Source organism: Rhodoblastus sphagnicola, from assembly GCF_002937075.1.
Lineage (GTDB): Bacteria > Pseudomonadota > Alphaproteobacteria > Rhizobiales > Beijerinckiaceae > Rhodoblastus > Rhodoblastus sphagnicola.
Genome location: NZ_NHSJ01000134.1, coordinates 1 through 22574 on the forward strand (window position 1 = coordinate 1; position 22574 = coordinate 22574).

Annotated in this window: 22 protein-coding genes and 1 pseudogene; 14 read left to right on the forward strand and 9 right to left on the reverse strand. The window is 64.4% G+C overall.

All coding sequences use genetic code 11. The annotated features are described in order from the left end of the window. A pseudogene (locus CCR94_RS22115) lies at positions 1-617 on the reverse strand (hypothetical protein); the annotation flags it as partial. A 253-nt stretch (positions 618-870) separates the two neighbouring features. On the opposite strand from CCR94_RS22115, the gene cckA reads away from it, so the two are divergent. Together cckA and CCR94_RS22125 are read left to right on the forward strand one after the other, a co-directional pair. Beyond that, positions 871-3441 (forward strand): cell cycle histidine kinase CckA, encoded by a 2571-nt coding sequence (gene cckA, locus CCR94_RS22120; RefSeq protein WP_104510445.1) that lies wholly within the window; start codon positions 871-873, stop codon positions 3439-3441. A 79-nt stretch (positions 3442-3520) separates the two neighbouring features. Next, complete coding sequence (locus tag CCR94_RS22125; protein WP_104510448.1) at positions 3521-4273, forward strand: CDP-diacylglycerol diphosphatase; 753 nt, start codon at positions 3521-3523, stop codon at positions 4271-4273. Positions 4274-4279: 6 nt separating this feature from the next. Here CCR94_RS22125 and CCR94_RS22130 read toward each other — a convergent pair whose 3' ends face one another. Further along, positions 4280-5191 (reverse strand): hydrogen peroxide-inducible genes activator, encoded by a 912-nt coding sequence (locus tag CCR94_RS22130; protein ID WP_104510451.1) that lies wholly within the window; start codon positions 5189-5191, stop codon positions 4280-4282. 165 nt (positions 5192-5356) lie between these two features. Between CCR94_RS22130 and ahpC the strand changes: the two genes are divergently transcribed. From ahpC to CCR94_RS22165, 7 genes are all read left to right on the forward strand, one after another. After that, a complete protein-coding gene (ahpC, locus tag CCR94_RS22135; protein ID WP_104510454.1) occupies positions 5357-5920 on the forward strand; it encodes an alkyl hydroperoxide reductase subunit C in 564 nt (187 codons plus the stop codon). A 150-nt stretch (positions 5921-6070) separates the two neighbouring features. After that, positions 6071-7642, forward strand: coding sequence for an alkyl hydroperoxide reductase subunit F (ahpF, locus tag CCR94_RS22140; protein ID WP_104510456.1), 1572 nt, complete (start codon positions 6071-6073; stop codon positions 7640-7642). Between the two features lie 142 nt (positions 7643-7784). Then, on the forward strand, positions 7785-8624 hold the full coding sequence (locus tag CCR94_RS22145; RefSeq protein ID WP_244594179.1) for a dimethylarginine dimethylaminohydrolase family protein: 840 nt from the start codon (positions 7785-7787) through the stop codon (positions 8622-8624). Positions 8625-8786: 162 nt separating this feature from the next. Further along, a complete protein-coding gene (locus CCR94_RS22150) occupies positions 8787-10157 on the forward strand; it encodes an O-antigen ligase family protein (RefSeq protein ID WP_104510458.1) in 1371 nt (456 codons plus the stop codon). A 112-nt stretch (positions 10158-10269) separates the two neighbouring features. After that, positions 10270-12687, forward strand: coding sequence for a phosphoketolase family protein (locus CCR94_RS22155; RefSeq protein ID WP_104510459.1), 2418 nt, complete (start codon positions 10270-10272; stop codon positions 12685-12687). Between the two features lie 22 nt (positions 12688-12709). Further along, the gene (locus tag CCR94_RS22160; protein WP_104510460.1) at positions 12710-13735 is read left to right on the forward strand and encodes a class I fructose-bisphosphate aldolase; all 1026 of its coding nucleotides are present in this window, start codon (positions 12710-12712) and stop codon (positions 13733-13735) included. Then, positions 13732-14352, forward strand: a complete 621-nt coding sequence (locus CCR94_RS22165; protein WP_104510461.1) for a histidine phosphatase family protein — start codon at positions 13732-13734, stop codon at positions 14350-14352. Before CCR94_RS22160 ends, CCR94_RS22165 begins: the two co-directional genes overlap by 4 nt. A gap of 512 nt (positions 14353-14864) precedes the next feature. Here the strand turns inward: CCR94_RS22165 and CCR94_RS22175 are convergent. Then, complete coding sequence (locus tag CCR94_RS22175) at positions 14865-15221, reverse strand: glycoside hydrolase family 15 protein (RefSeq protein ID WP_104510463.1); 357 nt, start codon at positions 15219-15221, stop codon at positions 14865-14867. A gap of 276 nt (positions 15222-15497) precedes the next feature. Beyond that, on the reverse strand, positions 15498-16394 hold the full coding sequence (locus tag CCR94_RS22185; protein ID WP_104510465.1) for an AraC family transcriptional regulator: 897 nt from the start codon (positions 16392-16394) through the stop codon (positions 15498-15500). Between the two features lie 150 nt (positions 16395-16544). On the opposite strand from CCR94_RS22185, the gene CCR94_RS22190 reads away from it, so the two are divergent. The 4 genes from CCR94_RS22190 (at position 16545) to CCR94_RS22205 (ending at position 18812) form a co-directional block, all read left to right on the forward strand. Further along, a complete protein-coding gene (locus tag CCR94_RS22190; protein ID WP_104510466.1) occupies positions 16545-17561 on the forward strand; it encodes an aldo/keto reductase in 1017 nt (338 codons plus the stop codon). Between the two features lie 146 nt (positions 17562-17707). Beyond that, complete coding sequence (locus CCR94_RS22195; protein WP_104510467.1) at positions 17708-17926, forward strand: hypothetical protein; 219 nt, start codon at positions 17708-17710, stop codon at positions 17924-17926. 124 nt (positions 17927-18050) lie between these two features. Continuing rightward, positions 18051-18338, forward strand: a complete 288-nt coding sequence (locus CCR94_RS22200; protein ID WP_244594181.1) for a hypothetical protein — start codon at positions 18051-18053, stop codon at positions 18336-18338. Positions 18339-18542: 204 nt separating this feature from the next. Then, on the forward strand, positions 18543-18812 hold the full coding sequence (locus CCR94_RS22205) for a pyridoxal-phosphate dependent enzyme (protein ID WP_104510468.1): 270 nt from the start codon (positions 18543-18545) through the stop codon (positions 18810-18812). A 210-nt stretch (positions 18813-19022) separates the two neighbouring features. Here CCR94_RS22205 and CCR94_RS25330 read toward each other — a convergent pair whose 3' ends face one another. The 5 genes from CCR94_RS25330 to CCR94_RS25335 form a co-directional block, all read right to left on the reverse strand. Then, on the reverse strand, positions 19023-19166 hold the full coding sequence (locus tag CCR94_RS25330; RefSeq protein WP_158254875.1) for a hypothetical protein: 144 nt from the start codon (positions 19164-19166) through the stop codon (positions 19023-19025). Positions 19167-19290: 124 nt separating this feature from the next. Further along, a complete protein-coding gene (locus tag CCR94_RS22210; RefSeq protein ID WP_104510469.1) occupies positions 19291-19497 on the reverse strand; it encodes a hypothetical protein in 207 nt (68 codons plus the stop codon). Positions 19498-19547: 50 nt separating this feature from the next. Then, a complete protein-coding gene (gene pth2 / locus CCR94_RS22215; protein ID WP_158254876.1) occupies positions 19548-19889 on the reverse strand; it encodes an aminoacyl-tRNA hydrolase in 342 nt (113 codons plus the stop codon). A 372-nt stretch (positions 19890-20261) separates the two neighbouring features. Next, on the reverse strand, positions 20262-21125 hold the full coding sequence (locus tag CCR94_RS22225; RefSeq protein ID WP_158254877.1) for a TonB family protein: 864 nt from the start codon (positions 21123-21125) through the stop codon (positions 20262-20264). Further along, entirely contained in the window at positions 21118-21429 is a 312-nt protein-coding gene (locus tag CCR94_RS25335; protein ID WP_158254878.1) for a hypothetical protein, read from the reverse strand. The genes CCR94_RS22225 and CCR94_RS25335 overlap by 8 nt, the downstream gene beginning before the upstream one ends. A gap of 40 nt (positions 21430-21469) precedes the next feature. Here CCR94_RS25335 and CCR94_RS22230 point away from each other — a divergent pair, with 40 nt between their 5' ends. Beyond that, positions 21470-22444 carry a lytic transglycosylase domain-containing protein gene (locus CCR94_RS22230; RefSeq protein WP_104510473.1) on the forward strand — a complete coding sequence of 325 codons (975 nt, stop codon included), beginning with the start codon at positions 21470-21472 and terminating at the stop codon, positions 22442-22444. Positions 22445-22574 lie beyond the last annotated feature (130 nt).

Sequence of the window (22574 nt, forward strand, 5' to 3'; positions counted from 1 at the left end):
GGCGTCGGCGGCTCGGGCGTCGGCGGCTCGGGCGTCGGCATGAAGGGCGAAGCCTCCAGGGCCGCCTTCAATTCCTCCTCAAGGTCGATCTCCGGCAGCGGCTCCGCCTTCGGCTCGGACGCTGACGCGGTCTTGGAATTGGGTTTGGGCTCGTACCTGAAGTCGGGACGAACCGATGGCGACGTGTCCGGCCGCTCGACCGGTTCCTGCCGAGCTGGCGGCGGGAGGTGATCCTGGCCGCCGGCCATCGTGGGCGGTAGAACCAGCCCGGACGGCGACGGCGGCGGCGCGACCGACGCCTGTTCGAAGGCCCCGCGCGGCGCGCGGACTTCGGCGCGGACGATGCCCGATTCCACCAGCACGTCGTTGGGACCGCCGATCAGCAGCAGATGCTCGACATTGTCGCGGCGCACCAGCAGCAACTGCCGCTCGCCGTCGAGGTCGAAATTCTCGACGAATCCGAGGCGCAGCTGTCGCGAGCGCTCGCCATTCGGCAGCTTGCGGCGCAGCTCAAAGAAAATTTTTATCATATGCATCAGCAATATGACAAAGATGACAAAGGCCAGGCCGGCCCCAACCCAGGCCAGCCAGGGATGGCTACGCAAGAACTCGTCCATCGGCGGCGCACGCTCCTTTACGATATTTACCTTAAACTATAACGCACGGTCGGCGCCCGCGCGCGCCAAAGGTTAAAATTTGGTTAATTTTCCCTGTGGCCAGCGTTTTTCCCGCCGAATTTCCCTGCCTCCAACGGCCGGCTTCGGCTGTTATTTGTGACGAATCCTTATAAACTCTCGCCGTCGCGTTGGGGAGTCCAGCGCTTTTTCGGTCGGCGGCGGTTTCGCCCGACCCGTTCATGACAGGCCCGGCATGCGCCCAGAGTCCCCGCACATCGCCGTCGAACAGAGTTCCCGCGCGGACCGGCCCCTGCTGGTCGTGGCGCTCGCCGCCCTTTCGCTCGCGATTATGGCGGGCTTTTCCTATTTTCCCAATGAACAGACCCCGATGTTTCTGCTTTTTCTGTTGCTGAGCCTCGCCTTCGTCGGCGCGCTCGGTTTGATCGCGTTCGCCGCCGGTTTCCTGCGCACCAGCGCCACGCGCGCCGGCGACGACGTCGCGCGGCTGCTGGGGGACACCAGTCCCGACGGATTGCTCGTCACCGAGGGCGAATCCCGGATCGTCTACGCCAACGACGCCTATCTCGCGCTGGCCGGCGCCGCCGAAGGCGAGGACGTCGCCGGCGTGCGCACGATCGACCGCTTGTTCGCCGGCGCGCCGGAAGTGGCGGAGCCGCTCTACCGGCTGGCCCTGGCCGCGCGCGAGGGCAAGCGCTGCGCCGAGGAATTGCGCGTCACGCCCGCCCTGGTCGGCGACGCGGAGGTGGCCTGGTATCGCATCTCCGTGCGTCCGCTGGAGCGCCCAGGATACAGACAAGCATCCGGACAAGCATCCGGACACGGCGCGAAGTCCTCCGCCAGGACGATGGCGCTGTGGACCATTTCCGACGTCACCCGCGAACGCGCGCGTCACGAGAACGTGTTTCAGGAACTCCAGCACGCCATCGATTTTCTTGACCACGCGCCCGCCGGCTTCTTCTCGACCGATGCGCACGGCAATATTTCCTACATGAACGCCACTTTGGCGGAATGGCTCGATTTCGATCTCGCCCAGGTCGGAACCGGCGGCCTCGCGCTGCGCGACATCGTCGCCGACGATTCCGCTTCCCTGCTGGAGTTCAGCTCAGGCAGCCCCAACACCGTGCGCACCGAACAGATCGATCTCGACCTGCGCCGCCGCGACGGCCTGCGCCTGCCGACGCGGCTGCTGCACCGCGTCGCCTTCGGCGCCGACGGCTCGCCCGGCGCCTCGCGCACGCTGGCCCTCAATCGCTCCCCCGGCGGCGAGCCGGCCGAGGAGGCCCGCGCGGCGGAAGTGCGCTTCGCGCGCTTCTTCAATTCGACGCCCATGGCCATCGCCACGGTGGACCGGGCCGGCAGCATCCTGCGCTCCAACGCGGCTTTCGGCAAATTGCTGCCCGGCGCGCTCACCGGCCCGGACGGCGCCCGCAGCATTCTCGCCGGCGTGGCCCAGGCGCATCGCTCCGGCCTGCTCCGGGCGGTGCAGGACGCCGCCAGCGGCAGCGAGGACAATGCGCCGATCGACGCCGCCCTGACCGAAACCGGAAAATCGGCGCGGCTGTTCGTCACGCCCAACGAGGACGCCGACCAGCGCGGCGCCTCGGTGTTCGTGCTCGACACCACCGAGGAGCGCAACCGCGAGGAACAGCTGCACCAGTCGCAGAAGATGCAGGCGGTGGGCCAGCTCGCCGGCGGCGTCGCCCACGACTTCAACAATGTGCTGACGGCGATCCTGGGCTATTCCGAACTGCTGCTGGCCAATCACCGGCCGACCGATCCGTCGTTCCAGGACATCATGCAGATCAAGCAGAACGCCAACCGCGCCGCCGGCCTGGTGCGGCAGCTGCTGGCCTTCTCGCGCCGCCAGACGCTTCGCCCGCAAGTGCTGCAACTGGGCGACGTGCTGTCGGACCTGCAAATGCTCACGCGCCGGCTGGTCGGCGAGAAGATCGAGGTCAACCTCAAGCAGTCCCGCGACCTCTGGCTGGTCAAGGCCGACCTCAACCAGTTCGAACAGGTCATCATGAACCTGGTCGTCAACGCCCGCGACGCCATGCCCGGCGGCGGCAAGATTCTGCTGCGCGTCAAGAACGTCGCGGCGGCCGAATGCGCCGCCTACGCCTACAAGCAATTGCCCGAGGCCGATTATGTCGTGGTCGAGGTCGAGGACAACGGCGCCGGCATTCCCGTCGAGATCCGCGACAAGATTTTCGATCCGTTCTTCACCACCAAGGATGTCGGCAAGGGCACGGGACTTGGCCTGTCCATGGTCTATGGCATCGTCAAGCAGACCGGCGGCTTCATCTACGTCGATTCGACCGTCGGCCGGGGGGCGACCTTCCGCATCTTCCTCACCCGCCACATTCCCGTCGCGGAAACCGCGGTCGAGGAGGAAAAGCCGAAAGTCGAGGAGAAGAAGGCCTCCGCCGACTATACCGGCGCCGGCGTCATCCTGCTGGTCGAGGACGAGGAGGCGGTGCGCGCCTTCGGCGCTCGCGCGCTCAGCTCGCGCGGCTATACCGTGTTGGAGGCGGAAAGCGGTGTGGACGCCCTGCGCGTGGTCGATGGCAATCCCGGCCGGATCGATCTGGTGGTCTCAGACGTGGTGATGCCGGAAATGGACGGGCCGACCATGTTCGGCGAATTGCGCAAGCGCGGCGTCAAGGCCAAGGTGATCTTCGTGTCCGGCTATGCCGAGGACGCCTTTTCGAAGAACCTGCCGGAGGGCGAGGATTTCGGCTTCATGCCAAAACCGTTCACGCTCAAGCAGCTGATCGAAACCGTTAAGGCCAACATGCGGTAGTGGCGGCGTCGAAGTATCAAATTTTCGCCGGCTTCGCCGTTCAGGCTAAGCCCGTCGCAATCAGGACTCCGCCCGCCGCATGATCGCGCGCCTTCTTCGCTTCGGCCTCACATTGGCTTTTCTCGCATCGGTCGCGCTCGGCGGCCTCGCCTTCTATCGCGTCACGCGGGCGGAGGACGCGCGCGCCAGCGACCGGGGCGATCTCTGGCTGGTGGCGCACAATCTCTGCGCCGCCATGGACCGGCTGACCGGCCTGCCGCTGCCCTGCCTGAAAGTCGATCGCGACGCCGGCTTCATCGTGCTGCGCGCGCCGATGGACCACGCCCGCGTGCTGGTCGTGCCGATCCGCAAGATTCCCGGCGTCGAAAGCCCGCTGCTGCTGCGGGCCGACGCGCCCAACCCCTGGACCTACGCCTGGAGCCAGCGCGATTATGTCGCCAGCGGCGCCGGGCGCGCGCTGGCATGGGACGATTACGGTCTGGCGATCAATTCGCGCCGGTCGCGCACCCAGGACCAGATGCACATCCACGTCTCCTGCATCGATTCGCGCCTCAAGCGCATCCTGGCGCGCCGGCCGCCGCCGCGCGACAAATGGACCACCCTCGATCTCGCGCCGTGGGGCGACCTTTACCGGATCAAGCGCATCGACGAGGCCGAACTGAAGCGCGACCCGTTCAAGATCGTCGCCGAGGAGGCGCCGGGCGCGCGCGCCAACATGGGCGCGCATTCGCTGGCCGTGGTCGGCTATGGCGAGGCCCAGGCGCGCGAATACGTGCTGCTGGACACCGGCGGCTACGGCCACGCCGAGGAATTGCTCGACCACCGCTGCTAAGCAGGATTATGCGGCAGCGGCGGCGAAATCCGCCTTGAGGACGCCGGCGAGTTGGCGGAACAGCACCTTCCGGCCCGAGGACGGCCGCCACACCAGCGCGATTTTTCGCGCGGAGGCCTCCTCCGCCAGCGGAATCGAAGCCAGATCCAGCCCGCGCAAAATGCCCGAAGCCAAAGCCATTTCCGGAACCAGCGTCACGCCCAGCCCATTGGCCGCCATCTGCACCAGCGTATGCAGGCTGGTGCCGCGAAAACCGGCGTTGCGGCGCGCTCCCTCCAGCGCACAGGCGGCCAGCGCATGCTCGCGCAGGCAATGGCCGTCCTCCAGCAGAAGCAGGTCCTCGCCGGCCATTTCCTGCGGCGGCACCTTGGCGAGGCCCGCCAGCCTGTGCCCCGGCGGGCAGACGACATGGAAGCGGTCGCTGGCGAATTCCGCCGTCTCCATCTCGTCGCAGGGGTAGGGCAGGGCGAAGATCGCCGCGTCGATCTGGCCGCTTTTCAGCCGCGCCAGCAGCGGCGCGCTCTGCTCCTCGCGCAGGAAAATTTTCAGCTCGGGGAATTTTTCGCGCAAAATCGGCATGATGCGCGGCGCCAGAAACGGCCCGATGGTCGGGATGACGCCGAGTTGCAGCGCGCCCGACAAGGGATCGCGCGCGGCCTCGGCCGCCTCGACCAGTTCCTCCGCGCCACGAAGCAGGTTTTTGGCGCGTTCGGCGAGGGCGAGACCGATGGCGGTCGGGATCACCTTGCGCTTGCTGCGCTCCAGCAGGCGCACGCCCAAGAGATCCTCCAGTTCCTGAATCGCCGCGCTCAGGGTGGACTGGCTGACGAGACAATCCCCGGCGGCGGCGGAAAAATGCCGGCGCTCGACCACGGCGACGAGAAAGCGCAACTGGCGCAGGGTGGGGAGATTACGCATGGGGAATAAACTCTTGCCGGATCGGGCGTTTTATAATCGCTTTTTCCGATCACTAAAAGTTATTTTTTGCATTTTACTCGATGAAGTCTCCCAACTAGGTTGCGTTTGCCGGCGCAAGGCCGACCCCAGCCAAACGGCGGGAAAGAACGTTTCTCGGAGCCGCAAATGTCTCTTCTCAACACCGACGTTAAGCCCTTCAGCGCGCAGGCGTTCAAGCAGGGCAAATTCATCACCGTCACCGAAGCCGATCTCAAGGGAAAATGGTCGGTGTTCTTCTTCTACCCGGCCGATTTCACCTTCGTCTGCCCGACCGAACTCGAAGACCTCGCCGACGCCTATGCCGACTTCCAGAAGCTCGGCGTGGAAATCTACTCGGTCTCGACCGACACCCATTTCAGCCACAAGGCCTGGCATGACGTGTCGCCGGCGATCAAGAAGATCAACTATGTCATGCTCGCCGACCCGACCCACGCCATCTCGCGCGATTTCGGCGTGCTGATCGAGGACGCCGGCCTCGCCGATCGCGGCACCTTCGTGATCGGTCCCGACGGCAAGATCCAGATCCTCGAAATCTCGGCCGGCGGCGTCGGCCGCGACGCCAAGGAGCTGCTGCGCAAGATCAAGGCGCTGCAATATGTCGCCAGCCATCCCGGCGAAGTCTGCCCGGCCAAGTGGAAGGAAGGCGAAAAGACGCTCGCCCCCTCGCTCGACCTGGTCGGCAAGATCTAAGGCCACGCAAGATCTGACCTTTTCACCCGCGGTCCCCCCTCTGCCGCGGCTGGCCCCGGACTCCGGTCCGGGGCCTTTTTCAAACGCCCTCAACAAATAACGCTGTAGAACGCGCCAAGCCTTTTGCGCCGTGAACTTCAGGAGCTGAAAATGCTGGACGACGCCATCAAGACTCAATTGCGCGGCTATTTCGAACGGATCGTGTCGCCGATCGAACTCCTCGCCACCCTCGGCGATGACGACAAATCGCGGGAGATGCTGGCCCTGCTTGAGGATGTCGCGGCGCAGTCCGACAAGATTTCGCTGAAAACAGACGGCAAGGACGCGCGAACCCCAAGCTTTGGCGTCGCCCGAACGGGCGAGGCGCCGCTCGTAACCTTCGCCGGCCTGCCGATGGGTCATGAATTCAACTCGCTGATCCTCGCCGTGCTGCATGTCGGCGGCTATGCCGCCAAGGAATCGCCGGAGGCGATCGCGCAGGCCAAGGCTCTGGACGGCGATTTCGTGTTCGAGACCTTCTTCTCGCTGTCTTGCCAGAACTGCCCGGATGTGGTGCAGGCGCTGAACCTTCTCTCCGCGTTGAATCCGCGGGTAAAACATACAGCCATCGACGGCGCCTTGTTCCAAAGCGAGGTCGAGGCGCGCAAAATCATGGCGGTGCCGGCGATTTTCCTCAACGGCCAGCCGTTCCACCAGGGCCGCATGAGTTTTGAGGAGATTCTGGCTAGGCTCGACGTCAACGCCAGCGAAAAGGCCGCCGAAAAGCTCAACGACAAGAAACCGTTCGACGTGCTGGTGATCGGCGGCGGCCCGGCCGGCGCGGCCTCGGCGATCTATGCCGCGCGCAAAGGCATCGCCACCGGCGTCGTGGCCGAGCGCTTCGGCGGGCAGGTGCTCGACACCATGGCGATCGAGAATTTCATTTCCGTCTCGCACACCGAAGGCCCCAAACTCGTGGCGGCGCTGGAGAGCCACGTCAAGGATTACGCGGTTGACGTGATGAACCTGCAAAAGGCGGCGCAACTGGTCCCGGCCGGGTCCGACGGCCTCGTCGGCGTGCGTCTGGAAAACGGCGCCATCTTGTCGGCCAAAACCGTGATCCTCTCCACCGGCGCGCGCTGGCGCTCGATGAACGTGCCGGGCGAGCAGGACTACCGCAACAAGGGCGTGGCCTATTGCCCGCATTGCGACGGCCCGCTGTTCAAGGGCAAGCGCGTGGCGGTGATCGGCGGCGGCAATTCCGGCGTGGAGGCGGCCATAGATCTGGCCGGCATCGTCGCCCATGTCACCCTGATCGAGTTCGACGCGCAATTGCGCGCCGACGCGGTGCTGCAAACCAGGCTGCGCTCGCTGAAGAATGTCGATGTTCTCGTGTCGGCGCAGACCACCGAAGTGCATGGCGACGGCGAGAAAGTGTCGGCGCTGTCGTGGAAAAACCGCAAGGACGGCGCGCAGCATCGCCTCGACCTCGAAGGCATTTTCGTGCAGATCGGTCTGGTTCCCAACACCGAATGGCTGAAGGGGACGGTGAGCTTAAGCCCGCGCGGCGAGATCGAAGTGGACGCGCGCGGCGCGACCTCGCTGCCCGGCGTGTTCGCCGCCGGCGATTGCACCACCTCGCCCTACAAGCAAATCATCATCGCCATGGGCGACGGGGCCAAAGCCGCGCTGTCCGCCTTCGACCACTTGATCCGATTGGCGCCACAGGCCGAGGCGGCCTGAGCCGACCCGCCTCGACCGAGAGCCCGCGAACCCCGTGTTCGCGGGCTCTTGTGCTTTCGGGCGCGTTCCCCATTTAAGGCTCGGCGTCAGCAACCGGCGGCGCCGTTCCCGCACATCCTCACGCAAGCTTACGGGGTCGCCTGTGACCACCTCCATCCGCCCGCGCGTCCTGATGTGTCCGCCGGATTTTTTCGGCGTGTCCTATGTCATCAATCCCTGGATGCAGGGCGAGACCGGCCACACCGACGCGGCGGCGGCGCGCGCGCAATGGACCGCGCTGAAAGAGGCGGTCGCGCGCGTGGCCGAGGTCTGCCTGATCGCGCCGCACGAAAACCTGCCGGATCTGGTCTTCACCGCCAATGCCGGGCTCGTCCTTGGCAAGCGCGTCCTGCTCAGCCGGTTCCGCTGGCCGCAGCGGCGCGGCGAGGAAGAGATTTTCCGCGCCTGGTTCGAGAAAGCCGGTTTCGATGTGATCACGCCGCCGCCCGGTCCGTTTTTCGAGGGCGCGGGCGACGCGCTGATCGACGAGGCGCGCGACCTGATCTGGCTCGGCCACGGGTTTCGCTCCGACGCGGCGGTGGCGCCTTTCGTCGAGAAACTGTTCGGCCGCACAACGGCGCCGCTGCGTCTGGTCGATCCGCGCTTCTATCACCTCGACACCTGCCTGTGTCCGCTGCCCGGCGGCGCGCTGCTTTACTTCCCGGCCGCGTTCGACGCGGCGGCGCGGGCCGAGATCGAAAGCCGTGTCGCGCCGGAACACCGAATCGCCGTGGACGAAGCCGACGCCGTAAAATTCTGCTGCAACGCCGTGGCGCTTGGCGACGCGCTGCTGCTGAACGACGCCAGCCCGGCTTTGAGCGAAACCTTGCGCGCCCGTGGCCTGACGCCGGTCGCGCTGCCGCTCGGCCAGTTCATGAAGGCCGGCGGCGCGGCCAAATGCCTGACGCTGCGGATTTCAGGGCAATCGGGTGAACGCATATAGCGGTTAGGCGGGGACTCCTTCTCCCCTTGCGGGAGAAGGTGGATCGCCGCCGTCAGGCGGCGAGACGGATGGGGGGGCCGCCAGCTGCGGATTTGAGCCGCCCTGAGGCGGTCGGCGCGGCCGTGATAAACTGAAGGCCGATTCGCCCGCCGGAACCAAGCCATGACGCCCTCCCAGTTCCCTCGCGCCGCGCCGCTGGCGGCGGCGCTGTTCCGCGCGGACGCCGCCTGGGTGGGCGTCCTGCACAACATCCTGCTGTTCGCCTTCGTGGAATACACCTTCGTCGGCTTGACGCCGCTGGCCGAATCCTCGGTGGCGGAGCGGGTCGAGGGCAGCCCGCTGGTGCGCGTCGTCCTGCTCGCGCTGTTCGCGCTGGCGCTGCCGCTGCTGGCGGCGCGGCGGGGCGCGGCCGGACGCTGCATCGGCGCGAACTGGCGCTTTTTCGCCGTGCTCGCCATCTGCCTGAGCAGCGTCGTCTGGTCGGACTATCCCGACCTCACGGCCCGCCGCGCGCCGATGTTCGCCCTGGTGGCGGTGATCGCCGTGGCCATCGCCGTCAGCATCGACGATCTGCGCGCCTTTCACACCAAGCTTGTCGGCGCCCTCACCGCCGTCGTCGTTCTCAACCTGCTGATCACGGCGGCCTTCCCCGCGATCGGCGTCTCCGACATCGGCGTGAGGGGGCTTTACACGCAAAAGAACGTCGCCGGCATGGTCGGCATGATCGCCGTCATCGTCGCGCTCACCTGGACGCTGGGATGCGACCGCGCCGCCAGCCGAATCGCCGGCGCCGGCGCCGCGCTGGTTTCAGCGTTTTTCCTCGTCCTCACCCAGAGCAAGACCTCGATCGGCCTGCTGGTTTTCACCCTGGGCGTGGGCGGCGTCTTCCTGCTGACGCGCCGCTTCGGCCCGCGCGTCGCGCTGCTCGCCTTCGGCGCCCTCGCCTTGGCGCTGGGCGGCCTGTTCGCCGTCGCGCTCGTCAACGATTTCGTCTGGATCGACATTCTCACGACCTTCGTCTCCGATCCAACCTTCACCGGACGCGACGAATTATGGGCGTTCGCCTTGCGCGAATCGATCAAGCGGATGTGGCTCGGCCATGGCTATGGCGCGTTCTGGGATGTCGGCGCCGTCAACGATCCGCTGGCCAAGCTCGAACCCGGCACCTGGATCGGCGATGTCGATGTCGGCGTGATCAACGAGGCGCATAACGGCTATCTCGAACTCTGGCTCGTGATCGGCCTGCCCGCCATGCTGCTGGCCGTCTGGCAGGCGCTGTCCTCGATCTCGGCCCTCACCGGCGCGGCGCTGAAAAGCGCCAGCCGCGCCGAGGCCCCGGCGCTGGCGATGATGGCGCTGGTTCTGTTCAATCACCTGCTGCACAATTTCACGGAAGCGACGCTGTTCATGCGCGCCGGTCCGTTCGCCGGCATCGCCATCCTGTTCATGATGGCGGGCTTCCGCGCCGCGCCGCGCCGACAGGCCCGAGCGCCGCGCCCTGCCGCCAACGGGACGGGCGAGCCGCGGGCCTGAGTACATTCCGAGTCTGTCGCCCTGGCGAACAACGGCGGCAAATCAACTCCTGAGGCAGGTTTGACGACATCCGCGCGGGGGTCGAACCGGATCGCAGCGAGAGGCACGGCACATGAACGTTCCCGTTTCAGCGCAGGATCTCATCGATGACAGGGACGGGCGGGCGAAAGGCGCCGCCGCCTTGGATTCGGGGGAGTTGCGCCTGCTCGACGCCTACTGGCGCGCCGCCAATTATCTCTCGGTCGGCCAAATCTATCTCTATGACAATGCGCTGCTGCGCGAAAAGCTCACCCTTGCCCATGTCAAACCCTTGGTGGTCGGCCATTGGGGCACGACGCCGGGCCAGAATTTCATCTACGTCCATTTGAACCGGACGATCCGGCTGCACGATCTCGACATGATCTACATCGCCGGTCCCGGCCACGGCGGTCCGGCGCTGGTCGCCAACACCTATCTTGAGGGCAGCTACAGCGAAATCTATCCCAATGTCGGCCAAGACGAAGCCGGGATGAAGAAGCTGTTCAAGCAGTTCTCCTTTCCCGGCGGCGTTTCGAGCCATGTCGCCCCGACCACGCCCGGCTCCATCCACGAGGGCGGCGAACTCGGCTATTCGTTGAGTCACGCCTTCGGCGCCGCCTTCGACAATCCCGGCCTGATCGTCGCCTGCGTCATCGGCGACGGCGAGGCCGAAACCGGCCCCCTGGCGACCTCCTGGCAGTCCAACAAGTTTCTCGATCCCGCAACCGACGGCGCGGTTCTGCCGATCCTGCACCTCAACGGTTTCAAGATCAGCAATCCGACGCTGCTGGCGCGCATCGAGCCTGAAGAGCTTGAGCAATTCTTCCGAGGTTGCGGCTGGGATCCGCTGTTCGTCGAGGGCGACGAACCCCAGACCATGCACGTCCTGATGGCCGAGGCCGTAGAAACGGCGATCGCGCGCATCCAAGCGATTCAACAGAACGCCCGCGACAACAACGACCCCGCGCGGCCGCGCTGGCCGATGATCGTGCTGCGCTCCCCCAAAGGCTGGACCGGGCCGAAACAGGTCGATGGCCTGAAAATCGAAGGCTCGTTTCGCGCCCATCAGGTTCCCCTGCTGGTTGACGCCGCGCATGCCGACCATGTCAGGTTGCTCGAAGCGTGGCTGCGGAGCTACGGGCCTGAACAGCTGTTCGACGAGAACGGAACCCTGATGGCGGAGATCGCGGCTCTGGCGCCGAAGGGCGACCGCCGTATGGGCGCCAATCCGCACGCCAATGGCGGCGTTCTTCTGCGCGACCTGCAAATGCCCGACTTTCGCGACCATGCGGTCGCCGTCCCCGCCCCAGGCGCCGTGACCGCGCAGGACACAATGGCGCTCGCCAAATTTCTGCGCGATGTCACGCGCCTGAACGAGGGCCAGCGCAACTTTCGCATCTTCGGTCCCGACGAGACGATTTCCAACCTTCTTGGCGAGGTGTTCGAGGTCACCAACCGCCAATGGGAGGCGCGCGAAAACGCCGACGACGAGTTTCTGGCGCCGCAGGGTCGCGTGCTGGATTCCATGCTCAGCGAGCATCAATGCCAGGGCTGGCTCGAAGGTTATCTGCTGACCGGGCGCCACGGTCTGTTCAACTCCTACGAAGCCTTCATCCGCATCGTCGATTCCATGTTCAGCCAGCATGCCAAATGGCTGAAGGTCACGCTGGAACTGCCGTGGCGGCGCAAGATCGCCTCGCTGAACTACCTGCTCGCCTCCCACGTCTGGCAGCAGGACCACAATGGCTTCACCCATCAGGATCCCGGCTTCCTCGATCATGTCATCAACAAGAAGGCCGACATCGTCCGGGTCTATCTGCCCCCGGACGCCAATTGCCTGCTGTCGGTGTTCGACCATTGCCTGCGCACCCGGCACTACGTCAACGTGGTCGTCGCGGGCAAGCACGCCATGCCGCAATGGCTGACCATGGAGCAGGCCATTGTCCATTGCACCGAGGGCGTCGGCATCTGGCAATGGGCGTCCAACGACCAGGACGGCGAACCCGATGTCGTCATGGCCGGCTGCGGCGACACCCCCATGCTCGAAGTCTTGGCGGCCGTCACCATCCTGCGCCAGCATCTGCCGGAGCTGAGAATCCGCGTGATCAATGTGGTCGATCTGATGCGGCTCCAGCCGAGCGCGGAACATCCGCACGGCCTCAGCGAAATCGCCTATGACTCGCTGTTCACGACGGACAAGCCGATCGTGTTCGCATTCCACGGCTATGCGTCGCTGGTCCACGGATTGACCTACCGCCGCGCCAACCGCAACCTGCATGTGCGCGGGTACAAGGAAGAGGGCACGATCACCACGGCCTTCGACATGCGCGTGCAAAACGACATCGATCGCTTCCATCTGGTGCAGGACGTGGTCGACAAATTGCCCAATCCGGGCAGCAAGGGCGCCTATCTGAAACAGGCGATGCGCGACAAGCTCATCGAACACAAGCACTACATCGACGCGCACGGCGAGGATATGCCGGAGATCCGCAACTGGATGTGGGGCGCGTAAAGTCGAGCAAGGACAGTTGGACATGAACAATCTGGTGGAGACCGCCCGGCTGATGCTCGCCGATCCCAAGGGCCTGCTGGCGATGGACGAGAGCCCCGGCACTTGCAACAAGAGGTTTGCGCAGGCGGGAATCGAACAGACCGAGGAGTCGCGGCGCCGCTATCGGGAGTTGATCCTCACCACCCCCGGCCTCGCGGATTACGTGAGCGGCGTCATCCTCCATGACGAAACCATCCGCCAGTCGCGGGCGGATGGAACGCCCTTCGTCAAGCTCATCTCCGACGCGGGGATCATAGCGGGCGTCAAGGTCGATACCGGCGCCAAGGATCTCGCCGGCCATACCGGAGAGAAGATCACCGAAGGTCTCGACGGCTTGCGCGAGCGCCTTCGCGATTATTTTGCAATGGGCGCAAGATTCGCCAAATGGCGCGCGGTGATCGCCTTGGGCGACAGCCTCCCCACAAACGCCTGCATCGACGCCAACGCCCACGCGCTGGCGCGCTACGCCGCTTTGTGTCAGGACGCGGGCCTCGTGGCCATTGTCGAGCCGGAAGTGCTGATGGAGGGCGATCATTCGCTGGCCCGCTGCCAGCGGGCGACCGAGCAGGTTTTGCGCGCCGTTTTCGAACAGCTTTACGTTCAAAACGTCGCGCTCGACGCGATCATTCTCAAGCCCAACATGGTCCTGCCGGGACTGAGCTGTCACGTGCAACCGAGCGCGGACAAGGTCGCGGATGCGACGATCCAGGCCTTTCGCCGCGTCGTTCCGGCGGCGACCGCGGGTATCGCGTTTCTGTCCGGCGGGCAGAGCGGCGAACTCGCTTCCGTCCGCCTGAACGCGATGAATGCGAAATTCAAGGCGCCGAGCGCGGCGGCGCCGTGGCCCCTGACGTTTTCGTTCTCGCGCGCGCTCCAGCACCCGGCGCTCGGGATCTGGGCCGGCAAGGACGCCAACACGGAGGCCGCGCAACGCGCGCTGCTCCACCGCGCCAAATGCAACAGCGCGGCGCGGCGCGGGCAATATGCCCCGTCGATGGAAGTTTCATGACATTGACGACGGGCGACGTCATCGCGAAACGTCAGCGCATCTTCTTGTTTCGGCACGGGGAAACGGAATGGTCGCTGGCGGGCCGGCACACGGGCAAAACCGACGTACCTCTGACCGCCCATGGCGAGCAACAGGCGCGCGCGCTGCGTCCCTGGATCGCCGCGACGGCTTTTTCCCACGTGCTGGCGAGCCCGCGCGCTCGCGCCATCGCGACCTGCCAACTCTGCGGCGCCAGCAGCCAGGCTGAAATCGACCCGGACCTGATGGAATGGGATTACGGCGCCTATGATGGCCGCCGCACGGTCGATATCGTCGGGAGCCGGCCGGGATGGAACCTGTTTCTCGACGGCTGTCCAAACGGAGAAACGCCCGCCGACGTCGGCGTTCGCGCGGATCGGCTGATCGCGCGGCTCAGGACGATGAGCGGCGATATCGCGCTGTTTTCGCATGGCCAGTTCGGCGCCGTGCTCGGCGCGCGATGGATCGGGCTGGCGCTGGCCGAAGCGCGGCATTTTTCGCTCGACCCGGCGTCGATGAGCGTTCTGAGTTTCGATCCCGACCATCTTGAGGTTGCCGTGATCGCGTTGTGGAACGCCACCCCGACGCCGGCGCCATAACGGGCGCCTCCGCGCCCCGGTTCGGAGCCTTGACCGCTTGTGACAGGTAAACGGGATGCCCCCGACTCCTTGCGCGCCCCCTCGCGCCCTCGCCGCCGTCATCACGCCCCATGGAGCGCTGCGTCTCGAAAGCGTGGATGGCGAGGCGACGATCGAAAACGCCGAAGCAGCAGCGCGGATCCAAGCGGCGTTCGCGCGCGGCGCCGGTCATGGGCTCGCGCAACGCGGCCTTGCCGAAGCGGGCGGGCGCCTGCCGGCCGACCTCGCGTTCTGGCGCAGTTTCGCCCTGCGTTTCACCGCAGCCCGCTGTGCGGGCGGGGGAGCCTGCGGCATGCGCCGCTCGGCGCGGCCCTGCGCGAATATGCCGACGCGAGCGCCAAGGTCGATGTGCTCAAACTGTTGGAGCCGGTCAGCCGCGCCAGCGAAGCCTGCGACGGGCTGAAGGAGATTGTGGAGTCCGGCGAGATTTTCCATCCCCTGCGCTGGACGCCCGCCGACGCGATGCGACTGCTTCAGGATGTCGCGCGCCCGTCGAGCCGGCTCAAGCCCTGGCTGAATTCGACGAATTCGCCGAACAGCCTCAAGCCCTCGTCGCGAAGGGTTCCGTCCTCGATGAGATAGCGCAACCCATCGATGACGATGGAGGAATCGCGCAGCCAGTGGAAGCAATAGTCCGGATTTTCAGCGCCATCGGTCGAGGCGACGATCGAGCCGCGCGCCGGCCGGACGGTCTGGCCGTAATTGCGGCGATGCCTGACCACATGCGTCGCCGAGATGGCGAGCGGCATGAGTTCGGCGCAGCGGCCGTATTGGCGGGTGAGCCAGTCGTTCAATCCCACGCTCAAGGGTTCGAGATCCGGTTTGTTCATGGGAAGCCTCTTTTCGCATCGGCGTCGCGCCCCGAAGGTTGCGGGCCGAACCGATGATACGCCCGAACAATGGATCGGCGCCTTGCGATCCCACAACGTTGACCGGCGTCAGTCGGTCGTCTCCGTCCAGCCCGTCAGGAACCTGTGTCGCTTCGTCCCGCAGGCGCAAGCGGAGATTTTCAAGCCGCCGCCCGATCCATCGGCGTCGCCAAAATCCGCGAAGGCCTCAAAATGCCCGCCAAGCGGCGATACCGTCGTCGGATCGCTGTCGCTCGATTAAAGCACTGGTTCGGGTGTAAGGCTCGCCCGCATCGCCGCGCCGTCGCGACCCGGGGATACGCCGAACAGACGGCGATAATCGCGGGTGAACTGCGACGGGCTTTCATATCCGATCGCGTAGCCGACCGAAGCCACGCCGCCTTCCGTAAGCAGCAACCGACGCGCCTCCTGCAAACGGATCTGCTTTTGGAACTGCACCGGCGTAAGCATCGTCACCGCCTTGAAGTGGCGGTGGAAGCTCGGAATGCTCATATGAGCAAGCGCCGCGAGATCGGCGACCCGCAATGCCTCCATGAAGTGATTGCGGATCCAGGCGGTGACGCGACCGATGCGCGCGGCATGGCTTTCCGCAAGGCCGATCTGACGCAAAGTCACGCCCAATCGTCCACAGAGCAATCGCCAGACAATCTCACGTCGGATCAACGGCGCGAGGACGGCGAGATCGCGCGGCGTGTCGAGCAGGGCGAACAATCGCATGAGAGGATCGTGCAGATCGGCGTCAAGATCGGTCGTCGTCAGCACCGAGACGGTTGAGGTGTCGGCGAGCGCCGTCGACTGTTCGACCAGAAGCTCCGTGACCATTGTCGGATCGATGGCGAGGCTGAAAGCCAGGTAAGGCCTGTCCGGCGACGCTTCGGAGATTCGTGAGGTGACGGGCACGTCGATCGAGGCGAGCAGGCCCTGACCCGCGCGATAGCGGAACGATTGCTCGCCAAGCATACTGACCTTAGCGCCTTGCAGGACAACACAGAACGACGGGCGATAGACCGCGCGGATCAGGCCGCTCGGCGTCTCGGCGCGGGTGAGCAGCAGACCGTCCAAGGGCGCCTCGCGTCCAAAGCGCCGATATTGGCGATCGACGATCGGGATAAGGGCGTCGAGGGGCGTTGTCATGTCTTGATCCTAATCGATCCTTCACGCCGACGCACCGGCCATACGCACGAGTTGATAGGATCGTGCAAGACTCTGAGAGGATCGGCGTCGCGCCAACGGGATGGAGGGCGGTATCAGATATCTATTCCAGCCCAACCAAGGAGTCTTCTTATGCGTATGCGTCAGCTTGGCCAGAGCGGCCTGTTCGTTTCCGAATTTTGCCTGGGGACGATGACCTTCGGCGGCGCCGAAGGCATATGGAGTCAAATCGGGCAGTTGCGGCAAGATGAGGCCGATGCCCTGATCAAGACCGCGATCGAGGCCGGCATCAATTTCATCGATACCGCCAACATCTATGCTGGCGGAGACAGCGAGCGCATCCTGGGCCAATCTCTGAAAAACCTCGGCATCTCGCGCGATGAGGTGGTGATCGCGACCAAAGTGCTCGGACCGATGGGCGCGGGACCGAACGCGCGTGGCGCCTCGCGCGGCCATATTCTCAGCCAATGCAAGGCGAGCCTGCTGCGCCTCGGACTCGATCATATCGACCTCTATCAAATTCATGGTTTCGATCCGGCGACGCCGATTGTGGAAACGCTGGAGGCGCTCGATACGCTCGTGCGCCAGGGACATGTCCGCTACATCGGCCTTTCCAACTGGGCGGCGTGGCAGGTGATGAAGGCGGTCGGGATAACACAGGCGCGGCAGCTCGCGCCGATCCTGTCGCTGCAAGCCTATTACACGCTGGCGGGCCGCGATCTGGAACGCGAAATCTTGCCGATGTTGAGGTCCGAGAAAATCGGGCTGATGGTCTGGAGCCCGCTCGCCGGCGGCTTCCTCTCAGGCAAATATGACCGCGACGGCAAGGGCGTCGATGGTCGGCGCGCGCGTTTCGACTTCCCGCCGGTGGACCGCGATCGGGGTTTCGCGGCGATAGAGGCGATGCGCGCCATCGCCGAGGCGAAAGGCGTGAGCGTCGCTCAGATCGCGCTTGCGTGGCTTTTGAGCCAGGATGTCGTCACCAGCGTGATCATCGGCGCAAAGCGCGTCGAGCAACTCCGGGATAATATCAGCGCGACGCAGGTGACGCTCGACCAGGCCGATCTCGCCGCCCTCGATGCCGTCACCAAACTGCCGGCCGAGTATCCAGGTTGGATGCTCGAGCGGCAGGGCGCCTACCGAGCCTGACGCGGAAGCTATACCCGCAGTTCAAGTGACTCACGCCATTACGAAGGACGCCTGATCATTATGATTTCCTTACAATGCGTCGGCGCCCGTCGTTGGCAAAGACGTAGCCTTGCGCCAGTGACGAAGCGCAAACCTGGACGGCGAGAATGGGTGTGTCGAAATGGAAGACCGCACCGACGTTCATCCAAAAATATTATTTCATATCAATATATTCGTTGCGTGACTTGCGCAGACAAGCGGAGGTGATCTGGTCCGCTTTGGCCTGTCCGTTCGGGCTTGAGTTGCTAGAGCATCTTCAAGCGAAGTGGATGCCGGTTCGCGTGAAGAAAATGCGTAAAAACAAAAAGCTAGAGCGCATTCGGTGAACGTGTGTTCACCGAATGCGCTCTAGACCGAGCCGGGGCGCGCCAAGCCAAACCCGTCGTTAATCTCGAAATACGCTTTTATGCTGTCGGGTCTTTTTCTGTATCGAATGCTTACGCTGACCCGGTGTACATCGCCGCCGCGGTCTACAACCCGGATCGCTCAGCTCTGGGCAAAAACATGCGCTTTCCCTCGAATGCCGTCCAAGCGCGAAATATTCAGCGCGCGGTCGCGGATTTGCAATTTGTCGTCGGTCAGGATGAAGAAGGCCATTGGGTGGCCATGGAGTCCAACGGAGGCGGCGGCGGATTATTCGTCAGTCGAGAAGCCGCCGTGAAATACGCGGCAAGCGAGGCTGGCCGCCGTTCGAACGTCCTGATTTTTGCGAGGGCGCCCGTGGCGGTCTGGAAATAGAAGATTTTCGGCGTCTCCGGCATTTGCCTCGCCCGCATGTCTCAAACGGCGAGAAGCAATATCGAAGCTTTGGCCGCCCACGACAGCCCGACAGCGTGAAAGCGCGCGCGTCCCTTGCGCCTTTTGCGCCGGTGGGCTTGAATTTTCTGGGAGGCTCGGTGTTTACGTTGGGCTTCTGGTCGGGATGCGCCGCGTCTTGAGCGCGTGGCGGCGACGCTTCACCGATACGACGAAATCGTCGCGGTGGATGACGTCGACGCCTATCGCCTCGCCCGCGAACTCGCCAGCACAGAAGGGAGTTCCGTCGGCCCGTCTTCGGGAGCGGCGCTGTGGAGCGCCATGAAGGTGTTGTCGCGCCCGGAAAACCTGGGCGCCACCGCAGTTGTTATTCTCCCCGATTCCGGCGAGCGTTACCTCTCGGCGGGGATCTTCGCACGTGGCGCGGACGGGTCGAAAGAGGCCGCCAGCGCATGATTTTCGAGCGAAGCTATGCGGTGGTTTTCGTCTTCGACGGGGCGCTGCTGGTGGGATGCGGCCGCGCCACCTCCGACGGTTACCATAGACTGACGGCGCCATCCTCGTGGCCATTTCGTCGGCGCAGGGCGGGGCGTCGAAGACGCAAGGGCTGCCGACGCGGTCATTTCCCGTCGTCGCCATTGGAGAGGATGCTGCGCATTGTGTCCCTCATTCGACCATGTCCGGACCGCTGTCGAGCCACTTGTCGAGTTTTCTCGCAGGCATGACCTCGCCTTCAGGTCCCTCGATGCGGACGACTTCGGCGCAATCCCGGTCGAGCGCGCGAGCATGGGTCAGCGCGCTCCTTTCCATCGGACATGGAGGCGAGGGCGTCTCCCAGTTCATCGCTTCGATAGACCACGAACCAGCGCATGAGAACGACCGAATTACAGGTCGTGAACGGGTAGCGCTGGCGCGACGGCCCGGCGGCGGCGAGTCATTTCGAGTAGGCGGATAGCCAGGCCTCGGCCTCCTCCAACGAAAAAGAATATTCGTGATCGGCGGCACCGGAGCGCATCCTGGCGCCCTCCGCCACATTCATGATGTAGAAACGGCCATGGCTGTTGCCATGCCCTGCTTTTTCCAAGTGAAAACCCTTGCGCTCAGCCAGCTTCTGGACGCGCTTCTCATCCGCATTGCTCAAGGTGTTTCTCCTCCAAACAGTTCAACCGCGCAGTCATCGCACGCCACCAGCTACTTCAGCAAAACCAGCGCGCCGGTCAACGCATCAATCTCCCGGATGGGGGCTGGACCGAGTCCAAGGCAGGTCACGGTCCCCGCGGCGACAACGGTCCTCCCGGCGTCCCTGACGAGATACGCGGGGATGTCCGCTTCGCGCGCCCGCCGAAGCATCATGTCGAGTTGCGCCTCGTTTTGACCATCGAGGACAATCTTCGGCATGCCAACGTCGAGCCATTTCTGCCTGTTTGCGTTGGTGGCGACCAGGAAGGCCGCAATGGAAGCATGAGCCACCTGCGCCGCCATTTTTCCGGGCGGCAGCGCAAGAGCGCTGTTGACCAGCAAGACCTGTTTCATGCGCGCAATATAACCTTGGTTTTCAAGCCGCCGAAGAGCGATTCCGGTTCGACCGCTCTTGCCGGCGACTGACCCGCCAGCGCAACGCCTTCCGACCTCAAGACGCATGGCGCCTGCGGGCCGAAGGCGCAAGGATTATGGCGCCTTCCTGCGCCCCGCGTCACGAATCTTCGCCCGCGTCCAATATCCATGTCCGTTGCGCGAACGCCACGTCGATGCGCTCTCGTCCGAACAGGGCTCCAAGCTCTACCGCCAATTCGTGCAACATCGCCTCGATCGCGTCGTCGGCGCGTGCGCCGATCGTCTGGATCCTCGTCTGTTCCGTCAGGTCGCGCGGACGCGTGACCTGACCGGCAAAGGCGGACGCAGCATCTACCTTTGGTAACGAAGGTTCAGGCTGATCCCGGCTCCCGTTGGCGGCGGCGGAAACGGCGCGGCCGCGCGGATGGCGGCCATGGCGGCCAGGTCCAGTTCGGGCGATCCGCTCGATCTGACGATGCGCTGCCCGACAAGACGGCCGGCGCCATCGACGCCGAAGACGATATCTCCCGTGGTCCGCCCGTGACCGGCCGCCCCTTCGGGGTAACGAATGCGCGACATCACCATGCCATAGACGATGGAAAGATAAGTCGAAGCCGCCTTGCCCGTCGCGACGGGCGTCTTTCTGGATACGGGCGCGAAACTGTAGTCGGGCAAGGCGGCGAAGGCCGACATCGGCTCTTGCGCCGGCGGCTGTTGCGCCTCAGGTTGGGGCGCGGGCTGAGGAGGCTTCGGTTGCTCCTGCGGCTCCAGCGCTGGCGCCGCTGTTACCGGATCCCCATTGGGATCAAGGTCCATGGGCTGCGCCGCCGCCGATGAGTCCGGCTTCGAGGCCTTTGCAGCGGCTGGCGGGCGCGCGGCCGGTTCGGCGTTCGGCGTCGTCTTTGGCGAATGCGAGACTGCGTCGTGAGCGTCCCTCTCGACCTTTTCTTCATTGGCCGGGCGTGGCGCGTCGGTGGCGATTTTCTCGTCGAGCGGTTTTTCTTTCTGGGGCGGAGGCGGCTCCGGCTCGTCGGGCGGCGGCGGCTCGACGACGATCTCGACAGGGATTTCCTGTTCTCCCGGCGCCAACTCCTGCGCTCTCTCGAAATTGATGAAAAGCCAGATCGGGACCGCGTGCAAAAGAAAGCAGATCGCGAGAATGAAGGCGAAACGGCCCCTGTCGGCCAGTTGCGGGGGCTGTGGTCGCTCAAACATACGTTCGTCGGGAGGCGCGGCAAAAGTCATGGCCAATTTTTGCACGTATCCACGGAGAGGCAAATATTCCTAATCCGGCGCCCAGTGCGACGCAGCGCCGCCTCCCGTCGCTTTCCTCGATCTGAAATCTCTGGAGACTTCCATCCAGGAAGGGTTTTGAATTAAAATTCGTGACGTTCCGGCCGCTGAGGTCGCCGATCGCGTCGCCAGAGTCGGTTCCGGTTCGGTCGCGAAATGTATCGAGGGCGGCCTTGGCCAAATCAGTTCGGTTTTCATTGACGTTGGCGAACTTTTTATTTGGCATTTGAAGCTAATTTCTCTCAGGCGTCGAATAGGTCTGACAGATGGTTTATGCGAATAACCGAATGGGCGGACTTTGCGTCGGACTGGCGCTCACCTGCGCTTCCATCGTTCAGGCCGCGCCGATCACAGACGACCAGGACAAGGCGAAACCAGCGGCCACGCAGTCCGCCGCCGGGCAGCCCGCAGGGCCGGCCAGACCGATTTCCATGCGCCGCGCCGAACCCCGAAATGATGCGTGTGGCGAGATCGCCGTAGCGGCGAAAACCTTCGGACTTCCCGAAAACTTCCTCGTCCAACTGCTTTGGCGGGAGAGCCGCTTCAACCCGAGGGCTGTGAGTTCGGCCGGCGCTATCGGCATTGCGCAGTTCATGCCAGGAACCGCACAATGGCGAGGACTGGACGATCCTTTCAACTGGTCGTTATCGATCCAACATTCAGGGCGCTGGTTGGGAGAATTGCGTCAGAAGTTCGGCAATCTCGGCCTGGCTGCCGCCGCGTACAACGCCGGACCCGCGCGCGTTCAGGATTGGCTGGCGGGGGTGCGCGCCTTACCTCAGGAAACCCGGAACTATGTACGAAACATCACGGGCCGCGACGCTGACGATTGGGTGGGCATGCGCGATGCGGAGGACGAGCCAAACAAAACGCGGAAGGCTGAATGTCCGCCGCAGGGCGCGATCGCGGCCTTAAGCGCCGCTCCGAACAAGGAGGCGCCTGTTGCTTCAGCAAAATCACAAGTCGCCGCCATGCCGAAACGATCGTCTCGGCCCTGGTCGCTGCAACTGACTGGGGATCGGTCAAGATCAACCGCTCTCCTGCAATTTGTCGAGATGAGGCGGCAATTTCCGACCATCCTTGGACCTCATGAGCCCGAGGTCGTGCCGAGGCGAATCGGCGGCCGCGCGCCGACCTACTGGTATCAGGTCAGGGTGTCCGAGGTTTCCCGTCAAAGCGCGACAACGCTGTGCGAACGCCTGAAATCGGCCGGCGGTCAGTGCCTGATCATCCGGAATTAAATCGATTGAGCATTCTCTGCTTCCATCGCGCGCGCGCAACAAGGTTTCGGAAAAGGGCGCGGCGGACCTGCGCATGATCGTGCAAAACCGCGACCACCGTGCGTCCTTCGTCGCGCCAGAGGGCGGTCAG

Excerpts from the sequence above, each read along its gene's own strand:
- cckA (WP_104510445.1), top strand. The coding sequence starts at position 871 with ATGCGCCCAGAGTCCCCGCACATCGCCGTCGAACAGAGTTCCCGCGCG.
- CCR94_RS22125 (WP_104510448.1), top strand. The coding sequence starts at position 3,521 with ATGATCGCGCGCCTTCTTCGCTTCGGCCTCACATTGGCTTTTCTCGCA.
- CCR94_RS22130 (WP_104510451.1), bottom strand. The coding sequence starts at position 5,191 with ATGCGTAATCTCCCCACCCTGCGCCAGTTGCGCTTTCTCGTCGCCGTG.
- ahpC (WP_104510454.1), top strand. The coding sequence starts at position 5,357 with ATGTCTCTTCTCAACACCGACGTTAAGCCCTTCAGCGCGCAGGCGTTC.
- ahpF (WP_104510456.1), top strand. The coding sequence starts at position 6,071 with ATGCTGGACGACGCCATCAAGACTCAATTGCGCGGCTATTTCGAACGG.
- CCR94_RS22150 (WP_104510458.1), top strand. The coding sequence starts at position 8,787 with ATGACGCCCTCCCAGTTCCCTCGCGCCGCGCCGCTGGCGGCGGCGCTG.
- CCR94_RS22155 (WP_104510459.1), top strand. The coding sequence starts at position 10,270 with ATGAACGTTCCCGTTTCAGCGCAGGATCTCATCGATGACAGGGACGGG.
- CCR94_RS22160 (WP_104510460.1), top strand. The coding sequence starts at position 12,710 with ATGAACAATCTGGTGGAGACCGCCCGGCTGATGCTCGCCGATCCCAAG.
- CCR94_RS22165 (WP_104510461.1), top strand. The coding sequence starts at position 13,732 with ATGACATTGACGACGGGCGACGTCATCGCGAAACGTCAGCGCATCTTC.
- CCR94_RS22175 (WP_104510463.1), bottom strand. The coding sequence starts at position 15,221 with ATGAACAAACCGGATCTCGAACCCTTGAGCGTGGGATTGAACGACTGG.
- CCR94_RS22185 (WP_104510465.1), bottom strand. The coding sequence starts at position 16,394 with ATGACAACGCCCCTCGACGCCCTTATCCCGATCGTCGATCGCCAATAT.
- CCR94_RS22190 (WP_104510466.1), top strand. The coding sequence starts at position 16,545 with ATGCGTATGCGTCAGCTTGGCCAGAGCGGCCTGTTCGTTTCCGAATTT.
- CCR94_RS22195 (WP_104510467.1), top strand. The coding sequence starts at position 17,708 with ATGGGTGTGTCGAAATGGAAGACCGCACCGACGTTCATCCAAAAATAT.
- CCR94_RS25330 (WP_158254875.1), bottom strand. The coding sequence starts at position 19,166 with ATGGAAAGGAGCGCGCTGACCCATGCTCGCGCGCTCGACCGGGATTGC.
- pth2 (WP_158254876.1), bottom strand. The coding sequence starts at position 19,889 with ATGAAACAGGTCTTGCTGGTCAACAGCGCTCTTGCGCTGCCGCCCGGA.
- CCR94_RS22225 (WP_158254877.1), bottom strand. The coding sequence starts at position 21,125 with ATGTTTGAGCGACCACAGCCCCCGCAACTGGCCGACAGGGGCCGTTTC.
- CCR94_RS25335 (WP_158254878.1), bottom strand. The coding sequence starts at position 21,429 with ATGCCAAATAAAAAGTTCGCCAACGTCAATGAAAACCGAACTGATTTG.
- CCR94_RS22230 (WP_104510473.1), top strand. The coding sequence starts at position 21,470 with ATGGTTTATGCGAATAACCGAATGGGCGGACTTTGCGTCGGACTGGCG.